Raw genomic sequence first — 23,287 nt, 5'->3', positions numbered from 1 at the left:
TGCCGGGCGAATCCTGCCTATTTTTGTAATTGATTAATGTATTTATCCATTATTGAACGACGCTTTTGAAATCAGAATGATTGCAGCATCGTCAAACGATCAAGCTGCTGACCGCAAAGGCCGTTCCGATGAACACCATGCACAGCAGCGTCGCGACGGCCACGTTTCCTTGCTTGAGGCAATCGGAGATTTTAAAGCTTGGCGTGACCAGCTCGAAAATCCAATAGGCCGCCACGAGGCAAACGTAACCGACCGCAAACCACATCGCCATAAACCAGATCGACGTGTTGGTATAGGCCGCGACGCCCAGGATGATCGCCGTGGCCAAAAATTTGCCGCCCAAGGCGAGGCCTACCGCCACGTTGCCCTTTTTCAATTCTTCCATATCTTTAAACGGCGTCATCCAGCTGAAAATCAGCATCCCCAGCAGCTGCAGCGCAATGATGACAAGCACGCTTACGACCAGATTCACGACGACGGTCAACTCGCCCACCCCCTGAATTTTGCATAAGCCGAATCGTAGTCGGCAAAATCGTGAATTTCTTCAAGCTTGACGGATACTTTCTTTTCCTTCTCCAGCGCTTTGTAGCGATCGTCGTCGATCGGCTGCTTGATCCGGTTGCCGGAAGGCAGCTCCAGCACGGCGAAATTCCGCGTTTTATCCTTGTACTGCGTTTTGTACACGCCAACCAGATCGACTTCCGTCGTGACCGGGATTTTCAGGTTGGCCATGTCTTTTTTGGCGTCACCCTCGGTTTTGAATGTTTTGATCGTGCTCCAGGAGGACAGATGGACGCTGCTGCGCTGATTCGCATCCGTCGTCATTTCCGCATCCATGTACTGCAGGGCCCAAACTTTATCCCCCGTCGCGTAATTTTCATCGTTAGGCATCAGCTCGTTGTCCGGCAAAATCGTCATGTCGCTGCCGATCAAATCGCCGACGCTGCCTTCGATGATCCGATAATCCCACGGCACGCGGGACACCATGTCCTGCCCATCCACCGAGGTGCCCGAATTAAACACGGACTGCTCGTTGTCCGAGCAGGCGTTTAGCAGCAGCACGGCCAGCAAGGAAAGCGCCAGAAACGCCGCAAACCTGAATTTCCGCCCGGATCGCGGATGTCTTTTTCCGTTTCTTGTCATCTATCTCACTCCGATCGCTATAAAATGGCTCGTATTTCCCGTAATCAGCCCTCCCGCTCTGCCCAGCAGGCCGCATGGCTGACCGTTGATCATGAACATGCCTGTAAGCAGGCGCCGCGCGCCGACCGCCGTCTCAATTTCCGGGAGGTTGGCCCGCATCTGATAGACGGAGGGGAACAGCTCGCTGGTATCAAAGCCGTCCTCGTCCTTAATCTCCAGCTCCCCGCTGCCGTCGAACATTTGCACGGAGCCGCCCTCGCGTCCGAACATCGATTTGGAAACATAGTTTCCCGAAAATACGGGCTTGTTGTACGTCGGCAAAAGATATTTTTCGATCGCTTCACGCTCATCGTCGGTATACAGCAGCCCCAGCTCATACAACCCCCAGGCCGCGGCGATCAGTCCTTTGGACTGCAGCAGGATGCTGTGCGGCGGATTAAACAGCGTCAGCTTCCCCGTCTCGATCGAATACGCAAGCGCATCCCCGCCGTCGTCAACGGCCATCCATTCTTTCGGATACAAAGCGAACATCCGCTTGATCTCCCGTCCGCTCCCGTCTTTGACGATGCCGTGATCGATGGAAAGCTCCAGACAATCGACGCATCGGATATCCAGTCCGCTGTGGCGCACCAGCGCTTCGATGGTACCCGAGTCCTCCAGATGCTCACCGTAAGCGACGCATGCCGCCGTATCCGGGCGCTCGACGCCCCAGGCCGCAGCCACCAGCTCTTTCATCCGGACGTTGGGCGAATCGATGCCTGCCTCCCGGCACATCCAAGGCGTCACGATGGAAGCTTCCACGTAACCGGTCGGGGTATCCGCGTTCAGCTCGTACAGTTTGATGCTCCCGTCATGCGAAACGGCGTAATCGAACCGTGCATACCGGCTGATCAGGTTCTCCTCGGGCAACGGGCAAATGTCGAGCATATCCCATAAGATCGGCGGGATGCCGATCAGCTCGTACAGCGCCCGGTTCCCGTGGACATAACGCACCGTCCGGTCCAAAATCCGCCACAATCGGGCGGACGCCTGTTCCAGCTCCAGGTAGGTATCCCTGTTCATGACGACGAGCTGGTCCAGCCAGTATTCCTCGTCTTCCAAATCGGCCCAAGTGAAGCCCAGCTCCGCGAGTTCTTCCACCCGTTCCTGGCGTGGTTGCCCACCCGGCTTAAGCACTTCGAATACGCTGCCCGTCATCCGCCGAATCCGCTCCGCGAGCTGGATCTGGAACCCGAAAAGATGCCGGATTTCGAGCTGGAACTGGAGCCGGACGAGCTGTAGCCGCTCGATTTGCCGCCGATGCCGCCGGAGCTTGAAGAGGTGCCGCGCCGGGTAATCGAACCCGTCGAACGGGAGGTTTTTGGCGTAACCGTCGATCCGACGACCTGCTTGTTTTGGAACGCGCCGCTGGAATAGGAACGCGGCTTGTAGGCTTGCGATGTGCCCGTGTAATACGTACGGCGGTTGTCGTAATACGTACTTGGATGGTAACTAGATCCTCTGTTAAATAAAAAATGGTACAGCAGTAAAGTTTCCCACCCAAACCCCGAATGGCTCGTGCCGTAGTTGTTGATGACCGTCGTACCGCCGCTGCTGGTACCTCCGGAGCTTCCCGACTGCGTACCGTCTTCTTTTTCGTTTTCTTCGGGAAGCGGAATGTTCCAGTCGGCATTTTTATCGAAATAAGCTTTGACTTCCTCGGTTGACCATGCCACAAGCTTCGGTTCGTTTGCGGCATCTCCGGCTGCATTAACCGAGCCCGCTGTCGCCCCGCCCGCAAGCAAAAAAGCGTTTGCCAAAAGCGCCACGCCAAGCGACGTGGACAGCACCCGAACCGGCTTGCCTTCCGGCGTAAACAGTTTTGCCGGTTGTTTCTCCTTATCCTGCGGCTGTTGTTCGTTTGTCATGTTTCTTCCCCCTTTCTGCCGAACTTCAGGCTATTCATTGCGGATCCGGACCAAAAGCAGCTCCAGCTTGCCGTCGTCCACGTTTAATCTACCTTCGATCGTTTCGTATTCCTGGCCGCGAACGACGATGTAATTCACATGCTCCAGCGCCGCTACCATGTTCATGCTCCAGCTGCGTTCTTCGATTTGGCGAAGCTCGCCGCTTGGCATCTTTTCAATCAAAATGACGTTCATATCGTTGCCCATTATGTTTTACACCCCTTGTTCTGAATTAATCCATATGTCATTTGATACGTAAGTAAACCGTGGTCCGTTCCATTTCCCGTTTCCATTTTTTCAAAAAAATTGTCGCATTGCGACATCTTTGAAAAGCAAGTCTTCTCATAATATGGAAACACGCATTAATCAGCATAAAACCTCTCTATCCGAAACGCAATAAAAAAATGGGTCGGCCCAGCCGCTGCTTTCAAAGCATTAAAGAAAACCTTTCGTTCATCATAACTTTATTTTCCAAACCCATCAGCAACCTTATTTTGGAAATCGCGTTTAATATAAAGGCTGGAAAAATTCCGCCATCCTGTAACTCTATCAAAACTGAAAAAAGATAAAAGAAATGAGGCACAAGATCATGAAAAAACGTACCAAGCTCATCCGCGTTACTGCGGCCCCTGCCCTGGCGGCAGCTTTGCTTTGCGGCACGGCCTCGCTGCCGACGGCAATTCATGCCGATGCTCCGGCGGTCTCGATCGGCTTTCCAGGCGGTCAGGCCATCAAAGCGCCCATGCAAAAGCCGCTCTGGACGTCAGCCGTCGATCCCGGCTCGAAGGCTGCCGTCACCGATTACGGAACGGTGCTTGCCTTTTCGGGAAAAAAGCTGATCGCGCTGAATCTGGCTACCGGCAAAAAGGTCTTTACCTACGGCAGCAACCTAAAGCCGTCGGTGCAATACTTGAAAGGAATGGCCTACGGCGTCGGGGACGACGGACATGTATATGCCATGAACGCCAAGACGGGCAAAGAGCTGTGGAAATCGGCTGCAGGTCTGTCGGATGCGGACGAGCCGATCGTGATTGGCGATACGGTGTATGTCGCGAACAAGCAGGCCCTCATAGCTTTGGATGCGGCGACAGGCAAACAGCGCTGGAAGTCGGTCGAGGATCGAGCTGATACCGCAGGCAAGCTTTCCCTTGAAGCGGAGGGCATCCTTTTTATGTCAAATAGTATCTCCGGAGCGTATTCTTACTCGCAGCTTAAAGCCATCGATGAGAAAACGGGGAAAACTTTATGGAAGGCACCATTCCAAGCGGAACCGTTTGCTGTTCGGGACGGGTTGGTTTATTCCGAAAAAGAACAGTCGCCGTTTGATGAAGTGGATGCCGACGGACCTCCCCACGTCACCTTATCCGTCCTGAACGTCAAAACCGGTAATAAGGTCGGCGAACGGGTCTATTCCTGGAACCGTACGAACAGCTCCCCATCCGCAGGAGTAGCAGGCAGCATGCTGCTTAGCGGCAATGATCTGTATCTTGTAACGGAAGACGCCATCCATAAATACGATTTCGGGCATTACGATAAGGACGGCAAACCGTTGAAAAAGTGGAATAAACCATCCTACCCCGTCATATTGACCGGATCGGTGCATGCCGGCAGGATCTATTTTTGGAACTATAATACGAATTCAATATCAGGCATGAAGCTCGTAGACGGCCAGGAAATCCAATGGGGAACCGACAACCCGCCCGTTCGGACGGACATTTACGGCAACGGCGTGTACATCGGGCAAAGCGACGGCGTATTTCATGGATACAACCTGCAGACGACTGCGCCCGCCTTTACCGTGAACACCGGGTCACGCAATTACGGGCCTACGCTACGTTCGAGCAATACGTTGATCATTCAGGCCCAGGATAACGGGAAGCTGATCGCGGTTCCGGTGCCGAAGGCATTGCAGTGAGTTTGATCGTTTGATATGAATCTACCATTTCATAGAGAAAAGAGGTACAAGAGCAAGATGAAAGCAAAAATGAAACCGGCCCGCACAGGGGCGATCGCTTTGCTCACGGCGGTTTTGATCAGCGGGATCAGCCTGCCAGCGGCGCAGGCCGCGGCTCCCGTCGTCTCTTATAACGTTCCTGCGTCGCCTGCCATTAAAGCACCGGTCCAAAAGCCGCTGTGGACGGCCTCCTTTGACAAGAACACGGACAGCGTCGTGACGGACGACGGCATCTTATTCACTTTTAACGGCGGCAAGCTTGTGGCATTGAACGTGAACACGGGCAAAACGCTTTATACTTACGGCAGCCGGCTTCGCCCGGATGTCGCTTACCAAAAAGGCACGGTGTACGGCGTCACGGAGGCCGGTCAGGTATTCGCGCTGCAAGCGAAAACCGGCAAACGGCTGTGGCAGACCGCGGCGGGGATAACGGAAACAAGCTCTCCCCGTGTGATCGGCGATACGGCGTACGTCACCAAAGGCAACGCAATCATCGCACTGGACGCCGCCACGGGCAAACAGCGCTGGAAGGCAATCGAAGAACAAAGCGAATTCGCCGGGGGCGTCAGCATGGAAGTGGATGGTATCGTTTATGCTTCGTACATGGTTCAAGGCGCGCTCACTTCGGTTCAACTGGACGCTTTCGATAAAAAAACCGGCAAAAAGCTGTGGAAGCAATTCCGGCAAAACCCGCCATTGGCGGTCCGAAACGGGCTGGTGTATTCCGTCCGCGACGAGTATCCTTTTGACGATGCCGACCCGAAACGGGAGCTGAGCATTAACGTATTCGACGCCAAGACCGGCGTGGAAAAAGAAACGCAAACCTACAGCTGGAGTTTGGGCACTTTGCCTCCTTATACAAGGGACAATAACGGCTCCGTGATCCTAAACGGCAACGACCTTTATTTAGCGACGGACAGCGCCGTGATGAAATATGACATTACCGCCTACAAAAAAGACGCCAAGCCGCTGCAAAAATGGTCCGTCCCGAACGTCGGGAAATCGCTGATCGGCTCGGTGCATGACAACAAAATCTTTTTCAGTAAAGAAGCTTCCGGCGCGATTACGGGCATGAAGCTGGCGAACGGCCAAACGTTCGGCTTCCAAACCGACAACCAGCCCGTTCAAACCGACATCTACGGCAACGGCGTGTATATCGGGCAAAGCGACGGCGTATTACATGGGTATAACCTGCAGACAGCGGCTCCGGCTTTTACGGTAAACACCGGTTCCCGCCAATACGGCCCGACCCTTCTTTCCGGGAATACGCTGATCATTCAGGCCAAAGATACCGGCAAGCTGATTGCGGTCCAGGTGCCAAAAGCGCTGCGTTAACGAACGGCAAACGGCTGGATATGGTACAATCATTGACATAAAGACTACAGGGCTGCAAGAGGAGACATATTTAGTGGAACAATTACTGCAAAAAATCAAGCAATTAAGCGAAAAGGAAAAGAAAACGCTGGAGCAGATGGTTCTGAAATTGACCGAAGAGGTCGGGGAAACTTCGCAAGCGATGCTTTCTTACAGGCAGGCGAGCGGCAGCGAGTATAAAAAGCTGGATCTCTCTGACGTGAAGGAAGAATGCGTGGATGTCATCCTGGTCGCTTTGGCGCTATTTTACAAGCTGAGCGAGGATGAAAATGAGCTTCCAGACGTTCTCAGCAAAAAAGTCGATAAATGGAGTTCGGTGATGACTTAAGGAACGATTTACCGTGAACATGCCCGACATAAAAAAGGCGCCCGGTGAGGCGCCTTTTTACATGACGGAAGCCCGGTACTATCTCAGGGGTTCGCGATATTGGGGCCGTACCCCGCGCAACATCCGGGCACGGCGGTCATACGAAATACCTTATAGGAACAAAGAAAATTCGTTGTCGATTTCATTGGTTGATTTTCCTTTGGGATGCATGCATATCCGTTGGATTAAAGGCCTTTGTCTTGATTGTAAAAGGCGCTTCCCTGGCCTGCCAATAGCAGAAATCCTGATCTGTACCGGTACAGATCGATGCGTTTACGATTCAGCCTCGGCGTACGCCGCCGCAGCCGCGTTCAGATAATAAGCCAGCCCGGTCTGCTGGTCCTCCAGCATCCGCAGGTGAAACTCATCCTTCAGGAAAAATGCCGTTTGTGCCGCAAAATCCTTGGCTGCAACCCGATGTCCGTGACTGTTCATGAATGCCAAATGTTCCCGGATCGATTGATGAACCCTTGGGTCGTTATGTTTGACCCCTCCGGCCAGAAAAGCGGACATACTTTTCATAAAAGCCGCCGCCTCAGCGGCCTGCTCGTTCATCTCCGGCACATCGATCCGCTCCGCTTCAAGCTCCACGCCGTATTGCTCCTGAAGGTATTCGCTTTGTTCCCGCAACGCTTCCCGCCACCCATCCTCGCTATCGAAGCCGATAAACAATTCCTCCTGCGGCAGCGGTTCTCCACACTCCAGGCCTGCTTTTGTTTTCCGCAGCGTGTCCATGATCCGTTCCAGCCTTTGCCGGCGCTGCTCCAAAAGCTCTTCCTGCTCCGCCAGCATCGCCGCTCGATCCGGTTCCCGGTCCAGCAGCTGCCCGATTTGCTCCAGCGAAAAATCAAGCTCGCGGTAAAACAGAATGGCCTGCAGCCGTTCCAGCTCTTTTGCGCCATATAACCGATATCCCGCTTCCGTGATTTCAGCCGGCTCAAGCAGGCCGATTTTATGGTAATGGTGCAGCGTCTTGACCGTCACTTTGGACAGCTCCGACACTTCTTTGACTGTAAGAAGCATGATGCTTCACTCCCTTCTGTAGTGAAGTCTAAAGCCTGCCCTAAGAGGAGGGTCAAGGGGGAATATCATCTGCAGAGGGATGTTTTTTAGCTGAGCCAGCATAACAAAATTAAAATAATTGGCAATTATAAATAGCTCAAGAACATCCAAAGTATTACATGATCTGATCTTTCACTTTTTCCGTTTATTCTGTTTTCTTTTTTATTTTGGTGGTTCGCTGTTGTAATAGTCTGTTATTTTTTGAACACTCTTTGATAGGTGATACCTTACATTTTTCGAATCTGTTTGAGACCTCTCTCTCTTAAATTTTGCAAAAGGTTTTATTAAAGTATTTCTAACCCAAACGAAATTATGTATTTCTTTCAAATTAGCTAAAGTTGATATTATAAATATAAAAACTAGAGCAATGACTATCATCAATACGCTTGGTTTTAAAACCCTCCCCAAAAACTACTCTACAATAATTTCAGGAAAATTTCGGAAAACCAAACAAACATTCCACTCAAAAGAGGTGCGACGTAGGTTCTTTTAAAACATCCTGACGTCGTTGTCGACAACAACCGAATCAGCAAATACGTTACGCCTTATCCGAACTTCATGAAAAAGTTGCTAATGTCCACGGAGTAAACAATAATGACCGGAGTCGCAACAAAAGAAAGCAAGAAGGCAGAGAGAGCGGTCATAACCAGTACATAGTTTTGCTTGTTCCTGTATAAAAGAAACAACAATACACTATATGCGGTGATAATCACTAATAAAAGAAAACACTGCACCCCTGTGGGTCCTGGATCGTAGACAATAAAATCAGGCTCCCCGAAGCTCATCAAAATATTCAGGGCTAGGGCGCAGCATATACTGCCGAGGCCAATACTGACTATAGCCAAGGCGATCCGTGTGAGAATTCTAATTTGAAACCACCTCCATATCTCCTTTTTTCGGATCAGATAGAAAAATATCGTAGATCCCTCCAACAATATATCGTAAAAATCCCATCACAAAAAGACCAGCCGGATTCCGGCTGGTTGTTAGCTTCATTGCTTATAAAGCCGATTGAGCGTCTCCCCTTATCTCGCCCCTTCCTGCCAAGCGCGAATCAGGTAATCCGCGTCCTTGTTCAGCACCGCTTTGACGCTGTCTTTGACATGGTCGCTCATCGCTTCGTTGTTCAAATGTTTCACGAAATTTTGCAGCTGTTTGACCGCTTGATCCGTTTTGCCGCCATCCCGTTGATGCTGCGCCTGCTTTAGCGCATTGGTCAGCTGCGGGACAAGGGGACCGCCGAGGTCGCCGGCCGCCGCGTAACGCGCCATCAGATTTTGGATGGAAGCCAGACTCGCCGTTACATGGAACCGGAACGTTTTTGTATCAGGATGGCCAGATCCGTCCTTCACCGCCACATTTGCCGTCTGTTCGCCTAAGAGACCGGCCAAACCGATGGATAGGCTGCGGTTATCGGTATTTACCGTATATTCTTTGCCGTTCAAGGTTAGCGTCGCGGCACCGCCCGCCGTCAGGCCCTCTTCGACCTGGAAGGTCAGAACGGCATCATCTTCAAAAGCGTCGCCATCCTTCACCGCATTGCCGTCCACAGTGAGCGAGAAAGCCGACTGCTTCCCGCTTTCCACCGTGATTCCTTTGGATACGTTGCCCGACGTGTCTATGGATTTGAACCGGATGGAGTAGTCTTTCCCCTGCTCGGTTTCGGGAATCGCCGCCGTTTGAACGCCGCGTTTTACTTCGATTACGTCGCCGATCTGCTGTCCGCCCGAAGAAACGGTAATTTGCACCTTTTGGGCGTCGATATCATAGGGACCGTCCCAAGTCAGAACGAGTCGGCCGTTCGCGTACGAGATCCGGACATTCTCCACGTCTCCGGGAGGAACATTGTCTTTGGGAGGTTCCACCGGCGGCGTCGGTGCCGTGAACACGGCCGGATCGCCGAAAGTGAACTTATCCACGTTGAACAAATAATCCGTTCCTTTAAACAACATGAATACGATATGTTTTCCGGTGACCGGAGCCGTGACGTCGGCCGGGAAAACCTTAAAGTTTTGCCACCCGCCGGTTCCCGTGATCTTGTTCTCGGCGATGACCGGCCCGTTCATGCTGTCCAACCGGACCTCGATCGTGCCGCCGCCGGTCGCGCTGGCCGCTTGGACATGGAATTTGGAAGGACTCGTATTTCCGAAGTCCACATAGTTGTACATGACATACGGGTTGTTGGCGGCGTTAATGCCCGCCAAATACGTTTGCCCGCCGCCCGATTCGGTGCCAAAGCCAACACCGCCGTTGTTGTCCTCGGCCTCCAGCTTGGCATAAGCATCCCTTGCTTTGCCTTTCATGGTCGTAAACGTGAACCAGTCCAGATTGCAAGGATAGTCGCCGCCGCCCGCCCCATGGAAGACGAGATAGACGTCATGCACGCCTGCGGCCGCTTTGTCATCGATGTTGCCCATGATATCGACCCATTTGTCCCAGCCTCCCAGCGCCGGAATGTCCACCGTGCCCACCGTCGGTCCGCTCAGCGAATCCAGCTTGACCTCGATCGTGCCGCCCTGGCTGCCGCTGGACACGTGCACGCTGATGCCGGATGCGCCCGACCCGAAATCGATGCCTTTATAGGAGGCATAAGCATTATTTCGGATGCCGTCCAGATACCCGTTTTCCGTATTTTTGCCGAGCCCTTCGCTTCCGTCATAATCCCCAGCTTTTAGCTTTGCATAGGCATCGGTTTTGGTCGGATCGCCCGCGGTGAACTTAAACCAGTTCAGGTTAAACAGATATTGATCGTTTTTCTTGGTAAAGACGAGATAGACGTCATGTTTTCCCGTAATCGTGCTTGGATTTCCTTGATCATCCTTCAGCAGCGTCACGGCGTCGATGTAGTTATTCCATCCGCCGGTGCCTTCCACGTTCAGCGTCCCGACCTTCGGACCGTCCAAGGCGTCAAGCCGGATTTCGATGTTGCCTCCACCCGTCGCGCTGGCCGCTCTCGCGATAAAACCTTGGGCGCCGGTTGTTCCGAAATCGACGTTTTTGTAGGCCGCATAGTGTCCGGGCTGAATGCCGCCGAGCTGCAGCGAGCCTTCAAGCGCCCCCTCCAAGACGAATCCTTTGCCGATGTTGTAGCGTTCGGCCTCGATTTTTTTATAAGGATCTTGAACGGCGTAGCGAAGCTCCGCATCCATCGGTTTGATGACGTTCAACGCTTCCACGGCCGCGGCCGACGACCAGGATCCGTACGTTCCGGACAGCAGCTGTCCGACCCAGTTGCCGTCGACGATACCATCCGGATTCCGGTGGCTCCAAGCCATTTCCGCGTTAAAAGCCGCCCAGGCGTCAAACGTGGCGCCGAATTCCTTGTATTTGCTTTCGCCGCGTTCATCCAGCGCTTTTTTGAGGAAGGACAAGTTCCGCATCAAAATCGTTTTGCCGCCTTTTAAATCGCCATTGGGTCCTTCGTAGTTCAGCAAACCGGTAGCATCCGCCAAGTTGTTTTTGGTGAAATTTGCGGCTTTGACCGCATCATCCAAATACGTCGTATCCCCGGTCATCCGGTACAGTCCGACGGCCGCCCCGATGTATGTGCCCTGATTGTAATGCGTGGCTCCCTGGATCGCGCCTTTCTCCGTTTCGATCCGGTCAAACACTTTGCCATTGCCGTCCGTCAGCATCGTTTTGCCCCATCTGAAAATGCGGGTTGCCGCATCCAGGTAATACGGGTCTTTGGTAATGTCATACATATATTCCGCCGCTTCGGCCGCCGGGAAGTTGATGCAGGCGTTTTTCGTGTTATGCTCGCTGTTCAGCCACCAGATGCCGCCGCCGGCAAAATCGTCGTCCCACTGCGTGTCGTAAACGAAAGCGAAGTGGCGTTTCGCCGCATCCAGATATCTGGCTTCCCCCGTGATTTGATAAGCCCGGGCGCTTCCCATGACCCACCACATGATGTCGTCGTTAAACGGGTTGTTCGTCCAATCCGAGCCGTATTTGGCCACGGTGCCGTCGAAGATGTCGTCGATCTGGGCCCGAAGCTGCTTTTTCAGGTCAGGATCGGAGGTATGCTGGTACGCGTCCATCACCATTTCCCACAGCTCGGCTTCCACCCAGAAGCCTTGGTAGGTTTTGCGGTTCGTATCGCCCCAAAACTGTTTGGCGGCAGGGTCCCAGAACGCGGCATTAAACGCCTTCATGGCCTTGTCGCCATCCGATGCCTGAAATGCGTGAGCCGTCGATCCTCCCGCTTCGGATAACGCTCCGAAGGCAATCACCGCCGCGAGTGGAACGGCAAAAAGCTTGCATGCGCGGTATTTATTCCATGACATACAAATTCCCTCCCTGTTTATTGTGCGGATATATGCGAAAACTTGAAGCCGACCTCCTTTTTGGTTTGATCGGCTTCATGCTTTAACGCCAGGCGTTTATTTGGCTTCCGAAATCACTTTATTGATTTTGTCCGCCATCGTATTCAGCTCGGTGATCGGCGCTTTGCCCATGAGGACGTTTTTCCAGGAGGCTTCGATGAACGGATTCGCTTTCCCCGTCCAGGTTGCCAGAAAGCGGACCGGCTGCGTGCTCGGTGATTTCAGGATATGGTCGATCGATTCGCCGACCTCCGGATGCCCTGCCGTTTTCAAAGCGTCAAAGTAGGCGGAAGAGGATGCCTGGTATGCGGCCGGCGCGACCGGCGTTTTCGGCAGCACTTCCTCGTACATTTTGGAATCCAGATACTTGAGCACTTTCCAGACGGCCTCCGGGTTTTGGATCGAAGCCGGCGAACACCAGCCTACGGCATCGTATATTTCGGTTTGGCTGTTCACGACGGGCATCGGCACGAATCCCCATTCCAATTCTTTCGGAGCGGTCCGGATCAGATCGTCGGCAACCCATTGTCCCTGCAACGTCATCGGCACTTTCCCCTGCTTGAAAGAGCTCATGACGTTCGTCAAATCGAAGGTAGGCGGATTCATGTAGCCGCTGGCAATGGCATTTTTATATTTTTCGACGCCTTCGACGAATTTGTCGCTGATTTCCACCTTTGCCGGGCTGGTGATGGCGTCCGCGAACGGAGCCCCGCCAGCCGATACCGAATACAGCGAGGTCATAAACGGATCCACCGAAGCGTAAAAACCGAACTGATCCACGCCGCCCTGCTTGCTCGAAAGCTTCTCCATGTCCGCGAAAAATTCGTCGTACGTCCAGCCGATTTTCGGTTCCGTGAGCCCGGCGTCCTGGAACGCTTTTTTATTGTAAAAAATGCCGTACGTGTTCAAGAGCCCCGGGAGCCCGACCAGTTTGCCGTCATAATGCCAGCTGTCCGTCACGCCTTTATAAAACCCGTCCATAAACGTATTGTCCTGCTCCGCCATCGACGTCCAGTCGTACAGCAGACCTTTGGAGGCATTATCGAGCAGCATGTCGTTGCCCGTCATAAAAATGTCGGGGGCTTTTTTCGCGGTCAGCATGCCGTTGATTTTGACGCCGTAGTTATCCAGCGGGGTAGGAATCAGCTTCACTTTGATGTCCGGATTTTCCTGTTCGAAGCTTTTCATCGCCGCCATGATTTTGTCGTTCATTTCCGCCGATTCCCAGGTGATCATCGTGACTTCGACCTGTTTGCCTCCCTTGTCCGTCCCCCCTCCCGTTCCCGGCGAATCCGCCGTGTCCGACTTGCCGCCGCATGCGGCCAGCAGGCCTGAACACAGCATGATCGCGAGCATTCCAGCGGTCCACTTTCCGGCAACCTTTTTCATAAAAAAGACCTCCCTAAACGAATTTGATAAAATGACGCCTAAAGTCCGATATGTCTTGAGAATTGCATCAAGCCGGCACGCACCACCTCCGATCCGGTTCACCCGGGTTATTTCAGCGAAGCGGAATTAAGGGAGCCCAGCCCCTGCATGAAGTATTTCTGCCCGAAGAAGAAAATGAGCAGCATGGGAAGGATGTAAATCAGGTCCGCGGCCATAAACAGGTTCCACGCGGTCGCATAGGTGCCTTTATAGGAAGCCATCGCAAGTGCCAGCGTCCATTTGCTCGGATCGATGATGTAAATCAGCGGTTCCAGGTATTGGTTCCATGCGCCTTGGAAGGAGAAAATAACCATCGTCATGATCACCGGCATCGTCATCGGCACAAGCACCTTGGTCAAAATATAGAAATCCGAGGCGCCGTCGATTTTGGCCGCTTCGTCGAACGATACGGAGATCGTTTTCAAATATTGGACATACAGAAACGAAAACGTGGCGTTGCCGAAAAAAGCAGGCACGATGATCGGGAGCCAGGTATCGTACCATCCCAGCTCGGTATACAGATTGAAAAGAGGGATCATGCCGACGAATCCGGGGAGCATCAGGCTGCCGACAAACAGCGAAAACCACAGCTTGCGGCCCGGAAAATGCAGCCTTGCAAGCCCGTAGCCGACCAGCACGGAGCTGACGATTTGCCCGATCGTGCACATGACCGCGATAAACATCGAGTTGCCGAAGGTTTGCCAAAAGTTGATTTCTTTCGTTCCGGTCACGAAATTGGACCAGTGAAGCTCCCGGGGGAACCATTCCGGAGGAATTTTGAATACGTCGTTGTTGCCCTTAAGCGCAATGGTCACCATCCAAAGCAAAGGGAACAGCATCGCGACGGCGCCGACCGCCAAAATGACGAACCGTACGGCATCCAGCAGGCCGAGCTTCCGTCTTCGCTTCATTCGCCCTTCCGCATGCACCACCATGATGAATCTACCTCCTTATCTCGCATTGTCGCTTTCGTAATATACGAACCGGTTGGAATACCGGTAAGTCAAGGCCGTAAAAATCATGATGATCACGAAGAGAACCCATACCTCCGCGATCGCGTAGCCGAACATTCGGCCGCCGAAGGCGTCGTTGTAGATTTTGAAATTGAGGAGCGAGGTCGAAAAATTCGGGCCGCCGCCCGTAAGCACCTGAACCTGGTTAAAGGCCTGGAACGCGCCGATGATGCCGAGGATCAACTGCAAAAACAAGATCGGAGTAATCATGGGGATGGTGATGTGCAGCGCCGTCCGCCACCGGACGGCTCCGTCAACCTCGGCCGCCTCGTACAGTTCTTGGGGAACCGACTGCAGGCCGCTCAGAAAGATGATGACGCCCGATCCGACCTGCCATAACCCGATCAGCACAAGCGAGGGCAGCGCCGTTTTTTCGCTCGTAAGCCACGTCCCTTCGGGCAGCCCCAGCAGGCGCAGCAGGGAATTGGCCAAGCCGTATTGCGGCTGGTAGATGAACAGCCACAACGTTAGCGAAGCGATGGACGGCACCACCGTGGGCAAATAATAGATCGTGCGGAACCATTTGATTCCGGGCAGGCTTTTGTTCAGCAGCATCGCCAGCAGCAGGCCGAGAATGAGCGACGAAGGCACGCTCAAGATGACGAAATAAAGCGTCGCCCGAACCGAAGGCCAAAAAGCCGGGTCCTCCGTGAACATGTATTTGAAATTATCGAAGCCGACAAACCGGGGCGTGTCGTAGCCGCTCCATTCAGTCAAGGCATAATAAAGGGACGACAACAGCGGATAAGCGACAAACACGCTGAAGCCGATGATCGAAGGCAAAATGAACAAATAACCTTTGGCCCAGCCGCGAAGTTTCCTTTTGTTGAACCCCATGTTTCACATACCTCCTGCACGTCTGTTTTTGGCGAAAAGATTGGGCGATGCCGCTTAGGCGGACCATAAGCTTTGTCCGGCTCTTTTTCCCGCACTTGCATCATTTTCCGGTCCGTCGAAAACTGTCACCGTTTCACCCGAATCCCGCAATAATCCATCAGCAGCTCGCAGAACATCATATTGGCCCAGGAGAACCACGGTCTGGTATATTCACTGGGATCGTCGGGATTAAAGCTCTCATGCATCAGGCCGGTTCCGGCATCGGTCTCGCTCATGAGCCGCAGCAGCCGTTCCTTTTCCTCCCGGCGTTCCTCGGTGAGGCCTTGCATCGCCAAAGCGATATGCCAGACGTAACCCCGGGGCGTATGCGGACTGCCGATGCCTTCCGCCGCGCTCCCCCGATAGAAGTAAGGATTATGCCCGCTCAAAACGAACCGCCGCGTATTCCGGTACACCTCATCGTCCGCTCCGCGGTATCCGAGGTAAGGAATGGACAGCAGGCTCGGCACGTTCGCGTCGTCCATCAGGTTGTAATGCCCCAGCCCGTCGGTTTCATAGGCGTAGACCGGACCGAACTCCGGATGCTGCACGATGCCGAACCGTTGGATGCCGTCGTCGATTTCCGCCGCCAGTTTATGCGCCCGGATGAATAACCGCTCGTCTTGCAGCACTTCGCGGGCGATTTCCTGAAGATAGCCGAGAACCACGACCGCAAACATGTTGGACGGGATCAGATAGCCGTACTCGCAGGCGTCGTCGCTGGGGCGGAATCCCGACCAGGTCATGCCGGTATACGCGGTTTCCGCCCCTTTCCCCTCGCGGATCAGCGTATCCGTAGGAGCGCCGCCCTTCCGCTCGAAGCGGTAGCCTGAGTCGGTCTCATGCTGCTGCTCCGTCGTCCACAAGTCCAAAATGACGTTCGCGGCCTGGACGAATTCCTCGCCGAACTGCGACATTCTGCCGGTATTTTTCCACAGCAGATAACTCAGCTGCAGCGGATAACAAAGCGAGTCGATCTCGTATTTCCGCTCCCAAATCCAAGGGGACATATCCGTGTCGTCGCTTTGATGGCCATGTCCGTTCGCCTCCTGATTGAAAGCGTTTGCATATGGATCGTGCAAAATGAACCGCAGCTGTCTAACCACCAGCCCTTCGATCAAGTCCGCTACTTCCCGGTCCTCGGCCGCCAACGCCAAAAACGGCCTGACTTGAGCCGCCGAATCGCGCAGCCACATGGCGGGAATATCGCCGGTAATGACGAAAGTGGTCCCATCCTCCATTTTTTTTAATGTCGTCCCCCACGTATTGCGGATGGCGTTCCGGAAAAGCTCCAAAAGCCGCGGCTTTTCGGCCAGCTTTTCGGACATTCTCCCGGCGAGCGTCCCCAACGAAACGGGTTCTATTCCCCATGTCTTCATGTGCATTCCCCTTTAGGTACGAATTATGATGACGGCATATCATGACATTCAAATTGCAAATAACAACGATATATCAACCTTGTGAGCGCTTGCATAGACACATTATAAAATCACTAATATAACATGTCAATATGTTTTTTATAACATTTTTATATACCAATATGATATTAAACACAGGATCGTTATCGAACAGCCTGCAACGCATAAAAACCCGCAAATTGCTCCCTTAGCCTCGATGCCAATTCTGCGCTTGCAGGGGAAATGCTCGTATGGAGCAAAAAAAAAGAATGCCATTCACATCGTGAGTGGCATTCTTCCATGAAGGCGCCGGCGTTATCCCTCCCGGGCGGGTCCCGAAGAGGAACCGACGATCAGCTCGGCGTCCAGCAGCATTTTATTCGGCACGCTTTCGCCGTTTCTCAGCTTCAGCACGTTTTCGAAGGCCAGCCGTCCCATCTCCTCCTGCTTTTGGCGCATGTGGGTGAACAGCGGTTCTCCGGCATAATCCGGGCTGTCGAAGCAGACGATCGACAAATCCTCCGGAACCCGGAGTCCCGATTCGCGGGCCGCTTCATAGGCAAGCAGGGCGATATTGTATTCCATCGCAAACAGCGCCGTAATTTCGGGATGCTCCCGCAGATGCTGTTTGATGTTTTCCTTCTCTTTTTCTTTATTCCCGGGGACAAAGGCAGCCGGAAGCGTAGCCGTAATGCGCTCCATCCACAGGCTGCGGTCCGCCGCGATGCCGCTTTCGGCATGGGCCTGAATAAAGCCTTCGATCCGATCCTCGATGGCCGTCGTATCCTGCGGCGGCGGCGTCATCAAGGAGATGCGGGTATGCCCCAATTCGAAAAGATATTCGATCATGCGTTTGGCCGCCGCCGCGTTGTCCGTGCTGATCGAACTTGCCGAGACGCCCTTGAGATGGCGGTCCAGCAGCACAAACGGATATTGGCCGATGACAAGCTTTAATATTTCGGCATTAAAATATTCGCCCTGCGCAGGGAAAATAATCAAACCGTCGACCCCCAGCTCCAGCAGGCCGCGAATCGCTTCTTCTTCGCTGGCGACCACGCCAAGCGATCTTCTTAGGACCAAATAGCCGTCATGCTGACGGGATGCTTCCTCCATGCCGTATATGAGCCCTGTCCCGTAGCTGTCCCCGAAATCCGTCATGACGAGCCCGATCAGCGGTTTATCGCGATGGATGCGCGGTTTGGCTGCCCCTTGCGCCATGGCGCCCTGCGCCGCTCCTTCCGAACCAAAATCCTCGGACACGAACGAACCGCGGCCGGGCTGCCTGACGATGTATCCATGCTGGGTCAGCATCTCCAGCGCTTTTTTGCTCGTAATGCGGCTGACGTTATAGGCTTCCCCCAGCTCCTTCTCCGAAGGAATCCGTTCGCCGGGTGCGTATTTGCGGGATATGATCTGATCGCGCAGCGCTTCGAATATTTGCTCGTACATCGGTTTTGAGGATGTTTCATGCGACATGATTAGTTCCCTCCACAAGAAAATATCTACCCTGCATGGATAGATACGTCGTCGATAATCTACACTGTATGCAAACATCATATAATAATATATCATGTTATATTTACTTTGTGAATAGCAAACCTTCGAAGCCGATTCAGGCATTTTGCGGGAACCTCGTAGATTATAATAAAACAAAGCGCCTTCGACGTTGCGAAGACGCTTTGTTTGAATGGATACGGCTGCTTTCTGCGATTTCATCCGCTTGAAGCGAACGTTATTTGCGTTATTTTCTAAATTTCCTTCAGTCTGAAATACGTCCAGCCGAAAATCAGGAAAACCACGAAGCTGCCCAGCACCGTAATCATCAAATTTTCGAACGGCAGGTTCATTGCCCCGAAGCCCCCGCCTTCCATCGCCTGACCGGGAATCGTGGCGAGAAACGGCTGCGCCCAAGGATAATAGGGGCCGTATTGGGCCGAGTTGACAACAAGCATGTTCGGGATGGTGAACACGACGTTCAGCGCCAGCGGAGCGGCGAAGCTGCTCCACATCAGCGATACGGCAAGCTGCAGCGCCGCCAGCGGCAGGCAGGCGACCCATCCGCCGAGCAGGCAGCGCCCGATGATCCCCCATTCGACGGGAGCATCGATGCCTTTGATCGAGCCGACAAGCAGCATCGCTCCGAGGAACAGGATCTGCATGAATGCCAGCATCCCGATCACGACCGAATATTTGGCGAAAAATACGCCCGTCCGGGTCACCGGCAGTACCAGCAGCTGCTTCCATCCTCCCCCGCTGTGTTCGTACCGGCAAATAAAAGCCGCGAATATGCCGGACAGGATCGGCAGAAACAGCAGGGCGTGCAGCATCCCCATCGTGCCCAGCAAAACCAGCCAAGGGCGGTCCGCGCCCTCTATATTCGACAGCAGTCCGACCAAAACCGCAATCGCCGGGCTCAGCAGCAGCAAAAGCACGATAAACGAACGCGACATCTTCAGGCGTTCCGAAGACAATACTTTAAAATAACCTCCCATGTCAGTTCACATCCTTTCCGCGAAAATGCCCCATACCCGCCATGTAGATGATAAAAGCGAGAATGATGCCCGCACCTACCGGAAGCGCGGGTTTCGCTTCGCTGATAAAGGACAAAAACGGCCAGGAAAGCGGAATGAATTCCGGGTAGTTCGCGGCAAACATCGAGGCGATGGCCGCCGTAATGCCAAGCGTGACGGGCAGAGCCTGATTTTTAAGCGACAAAGACAGCCACAACTGCAGCGCCAGCATCGGCAGCGCCCCCAGGTAAGGCAAAAAGCTAAGCTTCAAGATCATCAAATACGGGATATTCCCGGTTCCGAACTTCAGCAGAATCCCTAACACGACGGTTCCGGCAGATAAAATCAGGCAGGCGACTCCCATCGCGATAAAGCCGAGCAGAACCTTGGCGGTAAATACGGATGCCCTGGAGATCGGCAAAGCCAGCAGCTGCTTCCATGAATTGTTCTGATGCTCCACGTTCGCGATCTGCGAGGAGATCAACGTGGCCCCAAGATATAAGGCGATCGGCACGAAGGAGAAAATCTCCCGGATCAGCCCTTGCCACAAATCGGATTTATAATGATCGATCATGTAATCGTAACGAAGGCCGAAATTCAACGCCTGCATGGCCAGCAGCCCGACGGAGCCGAGCAGGACGAGAAACCAGACGCCTTTTCTGCGGATCTTCAGGAAATCGGACGACAATGCTTTACCGATCATCATGAAAGTCCCCCTTGCTCGATCACCTGCATGAAAATATCTTCAAGCGTGCGGCGTTTCTCTTCCACGCGGTAAATCGCGTGGTTATGGTCCACCAGCCGTTTGACGAGCAGCGCCACTTCCGGATCGCTGAGCTGGTCCAGCCTGAGCCCGCCTTCCTCCAGCTGCCCGGCGTAACCCTGTCCCCGGATCAGCTGCAGCGCTTCGACCGGTTCGGAAACGACGAGCCGGAAACCTCCCGATGCCTGCTGCTGCAAGTTGCTGATCGTATCCTGAAAGACCATCTCGCCCTCGCGGATGATGCCTACCGTTCCGGCCATCTGCTCCACCTCGGACAGCAAGTGGCTGGAGACCAGTACCGTAATGCCATGCTGCTGCGGCATGCTGCGGATCAGCTCGCGGATTTCGTGAATGCCTTCCGGATCCAGACCGTTGGTCGGCTCGTCCAAAATCAGCAGCTCGGGGTTGCCGAGAAGGGCCGTCGCGATGCCAAGGCGCTGTTTCATTCCGAGCGAATACCCCTTCACAGGGCGTTTTGCGTCTTTGGTCAGCGATACGATGCCCAGCACCTCGTCGATCCGGGATTTCGGCACATCCAAAATGCGGCGCACCGCTTCCAGGTTTTGCACCGCCGTCAAATGCCCGTAGTTGGACGGGTATTCCACCAGCGAGCCGACCTTGCGGAGGATGTTCAGTTTTTCTTTCCGCAAGTCTTTACCGAAAATCCGGATCGACCCCATCGTCGGACGGATCAGTCCGAGCAGCATCCGGATCGTCGTCGTTTTGCCGGCGCCGTTCGGCCCCAGGAATCCGTAAATCTCCCCTCTTCCGATTTCCAGGTTCAAATTTCTGACGGCGTAACGCCCGCGATATTTTTTATTCAAATCTTTTGTCTCGATCACGAGTTCTCTCACTATCAATCACCTCGGGAACTATATTAGCCCCCTTAGGTTAAAAGACAGGCGGCCCCAAGTTTAAAATTTTTTTAAACTTGGGACCGCCCGCCCTCGTTCATCTTTTCATCTCAGCTTTAATCCCTGTTCGCCCCCAAAAGCGGCGGGAGAGATCATGATGGCCGTGCCCTCTTCGGTGCTGCGGATTTCCATCCCCAGCCCCATTTCCCTCGCAAGGAAGCCGACGATCGCCAGGCCGATCCCCGCCCCCTTATCTCCCGAGGAAGCCTTCATCCCTTTGCCTTTATCCCTAATAACGATGGCCATGCCGCCGGCTGCGTCCGTTGCCGTCCCGACGCCGATATACTGCCCGCTCCGTGCATGCCTGACGACGTTTTGGAATAAATTATCGAGGATTCTCCGGAACCATTGGGCATCAAGCATCCAATAAACAGGCCCTTCCGGCAGGTCGATATCCACCTCGAAACCTTCCTTTTCCCAAAGGGGATACCAGGCCGCGGCGCTTTCCCGGACGATGCGGAGCACGTCGATGCGCTCCGGGTGGAGCGTATATTTGCCGCTTGTCAGCAAATTGTAGGACAGCAGGTTGTCGATAAGGCCGGAAAGATCGCCAAGCTTGGATTCCGTCAGTTTCAGCAGTTCCCTGCCTCGTTCCGAAAGCTGCTCTTTTTGCAGGGAATACACATGGCTGCGGACGACCGTCAACGGCGTCCTTAAATCATGCGACAGATTTGCGATCAGGCGCTTGCGCAGCTCCTCCTCTTCGCGTTCCCGCTTCAGGCTGCCGTCAAGCTGGCGGACCATACCGTTAAACGCTTCCTCAAGCTGCCCGATTTCATCGCTTTTCCGGACCGCAATCGGATCGGGCAATCCGCTCCCGTTCTGAACCGTCATAGCGTACTGCAGGCGGAGCAGCCTCCGGCGCATGTTCATGAAAAACATCCAGGATACGACGATAAACAGCACGAACATCAGCAGGATGATGCCGAAAAAAGCCATCGACTCGCGAGCCGACAGATCGTTATCCTTCGGGCTTAACTCCGCTTTGGAGACCTGCATGACCATAAACCCCCGGTTCAGCTTTTCATCGTCCCCGATAAACGCGATCACCGAAAATTGCTGCGTCGCTTCCCTGTAATGCTTCATGTACGAAATCGCGTCGGCCGCGTCCCATGTTTCGGGCAAATGCAGCCTGCCGTCGGCCGGCTGCCTTACACGCGAATCGGCGTCGACCCAAAACATATCCACTTTCGAATACGCCTTGCCGAGCTCGCCGATCCTCCGGTCGATCTCGTCCGGCGTGCTTCCCTTCAGCTTCTTGGCTTCGTCGTGCCACATGTTTTCGAGATGGATCGTCCGGTACCGTTCCTCAGGCTGCTGCCCGGACTTCGGATACACGTTCCCGTGCACCAAGTTCTGCACGATCTGGTAACCGATCAGCGAAACGGGGAACACGACCGGGATGAACAGCAGCGCAATCAGAATGATGAGCAGATATCTGGAAAGCAGGGACCCGCGAAAACGGGGTTTCGGCAGCGTCTTGTTCCTCATGCTTTCACCCGGTAGCCGACGCCGCGGATCGTCTCGATAATTTCCGGATTCGCCGGATCGCGCTCCAGCTTTTCACGCAAATACCGGATATGGACCATTAAGGTCTTATCCCCGTCGAGGTACGGATCTCCCCAAACGCCTTCGTAGATTTGCTCTTTCGTCAAAATTTGTCCAAGATGCCGGAGCAAATACATGAAAATTTGAAACTGCTTGCCTGTCAGAACGATTTCCTCGCCCGTGTCCTTGTTCATGATCCGGTTTTCCCGTTCATAGACGAGGAGATGCCCCAGCGCCAGCGGCTCTGAAGAATAGGAGCCGGAGCGGCGCAGCAGAACCTCGATCCGGGCCGCCAGCTCGTCCGGATGAAACGGCTTCGTCAAATAATCGTCCGCGAACTGCAGCCCTTCGAGTTTATCGTCGATGGAGGTTCTCGCCGAAAGCATCAGGATCGGCAGATCCGGATAGGCTTTTTTGAGCCGCTGCCCGATCGTGAATCCGTCCAGGCCCGGCAGCATCACGTCAAGGATGACGAGGCGGCATCCCGTCGCGTGGTCGACGGCCCGCTCCCCGTTTTGCAGCCAAGTGACCTCATATCCCCTCCCCGTCAAATCCTCGTTTACCCATGCGCCGATCTCCGTGTCGTCTTCGATATATAACAAATGAATGCTCATACGATTGTTGCTCATCCTTCCTTTTTCGGATCTGCATAAACCCGGTTGTGTCG

General features: G+C 53.8%; 20 protein-coding genes. 3 read left to right on the top strand and 17 right to left on the bottom strand.

Going from position 1 to position 23,287, the window contains the following annotated elements; genetic code table 11:
- Positions 1 to 91 precede the first annotated feature (91 nt).
- Genes RJP21_RS01975 through RJP21_RS01955 form a run of 5 tightly spaced genes read right to left on the bottom strand, consistent with a single transcriptional unit; the run spans position 92 to position 3,296 of the window.
- Positions 92 to 484 (bottom strand): DUF350 domain-containing protein, encoded by a 393-nt coding sequence (locus RJP21_RS01975; RefSeq protein WP_310857880.1) that lies wholly within the window; start codon positions 482 to 484, stop codon positions 92 to 94.
- Positions 481 to 1,143, bottom strand: coding sequence for a signal peptide protein (locus tag RJP21_RS01970; RefSeq protein ID WP_310857879.1), 663 nt, complete (start codon positions 1,141 to 1,143; stop codon positions 481 to 483). The genes RJP21_RS01975 and RJP21_RS01970 overlap by 4 nt, the downstream gene beginning before the upstream one ends.
- Positions 1,144 to 2,340, bottom strand: a complete 1,197-nt coding sequence (locus tag RJP21_RS01965) for a glutathionylspermidine synthase family protein (RefSeq protein WP_310857878.1) — start codon at positions 2,338 to 2,340, stop codon at positions 1,144 to 1,146.
- Positions 2,337 to 3,050, bottom strand: coding sequence for a hypothetical protein (locus RJP21_RS01960; protein ID WP_310857877.1), 714 nt, complete (start codon positions 3,048 to 3,050; stop codon positions 2,337 to 2,339). Before RJP21_RS01960 ends, RJP21_RS01965 begins: the two co-directional genes overlap by 4 nt.
- Before the next feature lie 30 nt (positions 3,051 to 3,080).
- Positions 3,081 to 3,296 carry a hypothetical protein gene (locus RJP21_RS01955; RefSeq protein ID WP_160039079.1) on the bottom strand — a complete coding sequence of 72 codons (216 nt, stop codon included), beginning with the start codon at positions 3,294 to 3,296 and terminating at the stop codon, positions 3,081 to 3,083.
- Positions 3,297 to 3,678: 382 nt separating this feature from the next.
- Here RJP21_RS01955 and RJP21_RS01950 point away from each other — a divergent pair, with 382 nt between their 5' ends.
- The 3 genes from RJP21_RS01950 to RJP21_RS01940 all read left to right on the top strand — a co-directional run bounded on the left by RJP21_RS01950 (position 3,679) and on the right by RJP21_RS01940 (position 6,745).
- Positions 3,679 to 5,004 (top strand): outer membrane protein assembly factor BamB family protein, encoded by a 1,326-nt coding sequence (locus RJP21_RS01950; protein ID WP_310857876.1) that lies wholly within the window; start codon positions 3,679 to 3,681, stop codon positions 5,002 to 5,004.
- 57 nt (positions 5,005 to 5,061) lie between these two features.
- Complete coding sequence (locus RJP21_RS01945; RefSeq protein ID WP_310857875.1) at positions 5,062 to 6,378, top strand: outer membrane protein assembly factor BamB family protein; 1,317 nt, start codon at positions 5,062 to 5,064, stop codon at positions 6,376 to 6,378.
- Between the two features lie 73 nt (positions 6,379 to 6,451).
- Positions 6,452 to 6,745, top strand: coding sequence for a MazG-like family protein (locus RJP21_RS01940; RefSeq protein ID WP_310857874.1), 294 nt, complete (start codon positions 6,452 to 6,454; stop codon positions 6,743 to 6,745).
- Positions 6,746 to 7,057: 312 nt separating this feature from the next.
- Here RJP21_RS01940 and RJP21_RS01935 read toward each other — a convergent pair whose 3' ends face one another.
- From RJP21_RS01935 to RJP21_RS01880, 12 genes are all read right to left on the bottom strand, one after another.
- Positions 7,058 to 7,807 (bottom strand): MerR family transcriptional regulator, encoded by a 750-nt coding sequence (locus RJP21_RS01935; protein WP_310857873.1) that lies wholly within the window; start codon positions 7,805 to 7,807, stop codon positions 7,058 to 7,060.
- 1,064 nt (positions 7,808 to 8,871) lie between these two features.
- Complete coding sequence (locus RJP21_RS01930; RefSeq protein ID WP_310857872.1) at positions 8,872 to 12,132, bottom strand: carbohydrate-binding protein; 3,261 nt, start codon at positions 12,130 to 12,132, stop codon at positions 8,872 to 8,874.
- 96 nt (positions 12,133 to 12,228) lie between these two features.
- A complete protein-coding gene (locus RJP21_RS01925; RefSeq protein WP_310857871.1) occupies positions 12,229 to 13,560 on the bottom strand; it encodes an ABC transporter substrate-binding protein in 1,332 nt (443 codons plus the stop codon).
- Between the two features lie 107 nt (positions 13,561 to 13,667).
- The gene (locus RJP21_RS01920; RefSeq protein ID WP_310857870.1) at positions 13,668 to 14,534 is read right to left on the bottom strand and encodes a carbohydrate ABC transporter permease; all 867 of its coding nucleotides are present in this window, start codon (positions 14,532 to 14,534) and stop codon (positions 13,668 to 13,670) included.
- Positions 14,535 to 14,549: 15 nt separating this feature from the next.
- Complete coding sequence (locus RJP21_RS01915) at positions 14,550 to 15,449, bottom strand: carbohydrate ABC transporter permease (protein WP_310857869.1); 900 nt, start codon at positions 15,447 to 15,449, stop codon at positions 14,550 to 14,552.
- A 125-nt stretch (positions 15,450 to 15,574) separates the two neighbouring features.
- On the bottom strand, positions 15,575 to 16,867 hold the full coding sequence (locus RJP21_RS01910; RefSeq protein WP_310857868.1) for a glycoside hydrolase family 125 protein: 1,293 nt from the start codon (positions 16,865 to 16,867) through the stop codon (positions 15,575 to 15,577).
- 333 nt (positions 16,868 to 17,200) lie between these two features.
- Positions 17,201 to 18,361, bottom strand: a complete 1,161-nt coding sequence (locus RJP21_RS01905) for a GntR family transcriptional regulator (RefSeq protein ID WP_160039101.1) — start codon at positions 18,359 to 18,361, stop codon at positions 17,201 to 17,203.
- Positions 18,362 to 18,633: 272 nt separating this feature from the next.
- Positions 18,634 to 19,377 carry an ABC transporter permease gene (locus tag RJP21_RS01900; RefSeq protein ID WP_310857867.1) on the bottom strand — a complete coding sequence of 248 codons (744 nt, stop codon included), beginning with the start codon at positions 19,375 to 19,377 and terminating at the stop codon, positions 18,634 to 18,636.
- A gap of 1 nt (position 19,378) precedes the next feature.
- The gene (locus tag RJP21_RS01895) at positions 19,379 to 20,101 is read right to left on the bottom strand and encodes an ABC transporter permease (RefSeq protein ID WP_310857866.1); all 723 of its coding nucleotides are present in this window, start codon (positions 20,099 to 20,101) and stop codon (positions 19,379 to 19,381) included.
- Positions 20,098 to 21,012 (bottom strand): ABC transporter ATP-binding protein, encoded by a 915-nt coding sequence (locus RJP21_RS01890; RefSeq protein ID WP_212958084.1) that lies wholly within the window; start codon positions 21,010 to 21,012, stop codon positions 20,098 to 20,100. Before RJP21_RS01890 ends, RJP21_RS01895 begins: the two co-directional genes overlap by 4 nt.
- 105 nt (positions 21,013 to 21,117) lie before the next feature.
- On the bottom strand, positions 21,118 to 22,563 hold the full coding sequence (locus tag RJP21_RS01885; RefSeq protein WP_310857865.1) for a sensor histidine kinase: 1,446 nt from the start codon (positions 22,561 to 22,563) through the stop codon (positions 21,118 to 21,120).
- Entirely contained in the window at positions 22,560 to 23,234 is a 675-nt protein-coding gene (locus RJP21_RS01880; RefSeq protein WP_310857864.1) for a response regulator transcription factor, read from the bottom strand. Before RJP21_RS01880 ends, RJP21_RS01885 begins: the two co-directional genes overlap by 4 nt.
- Between the last annotated feature and the right edge of the window lie 53 nt (positions 23,235 to 23,287).

Source organism: Paenibacillus sp. VCA1 (genome assembly GCF_031583795.1).
Taxonomy (GTDB): domain Bacteria; phylum Bacillota; class Bacilli; order Paenibacillales; family Paenibacillaceae; genus Paenibacillus_AQ; species Paenibacillus_AQ albilobatus.
Note: the sequence above shows the minus strand (reverse complement) of the source record. Positions and strands in the feature narration are given on the sequence as shown.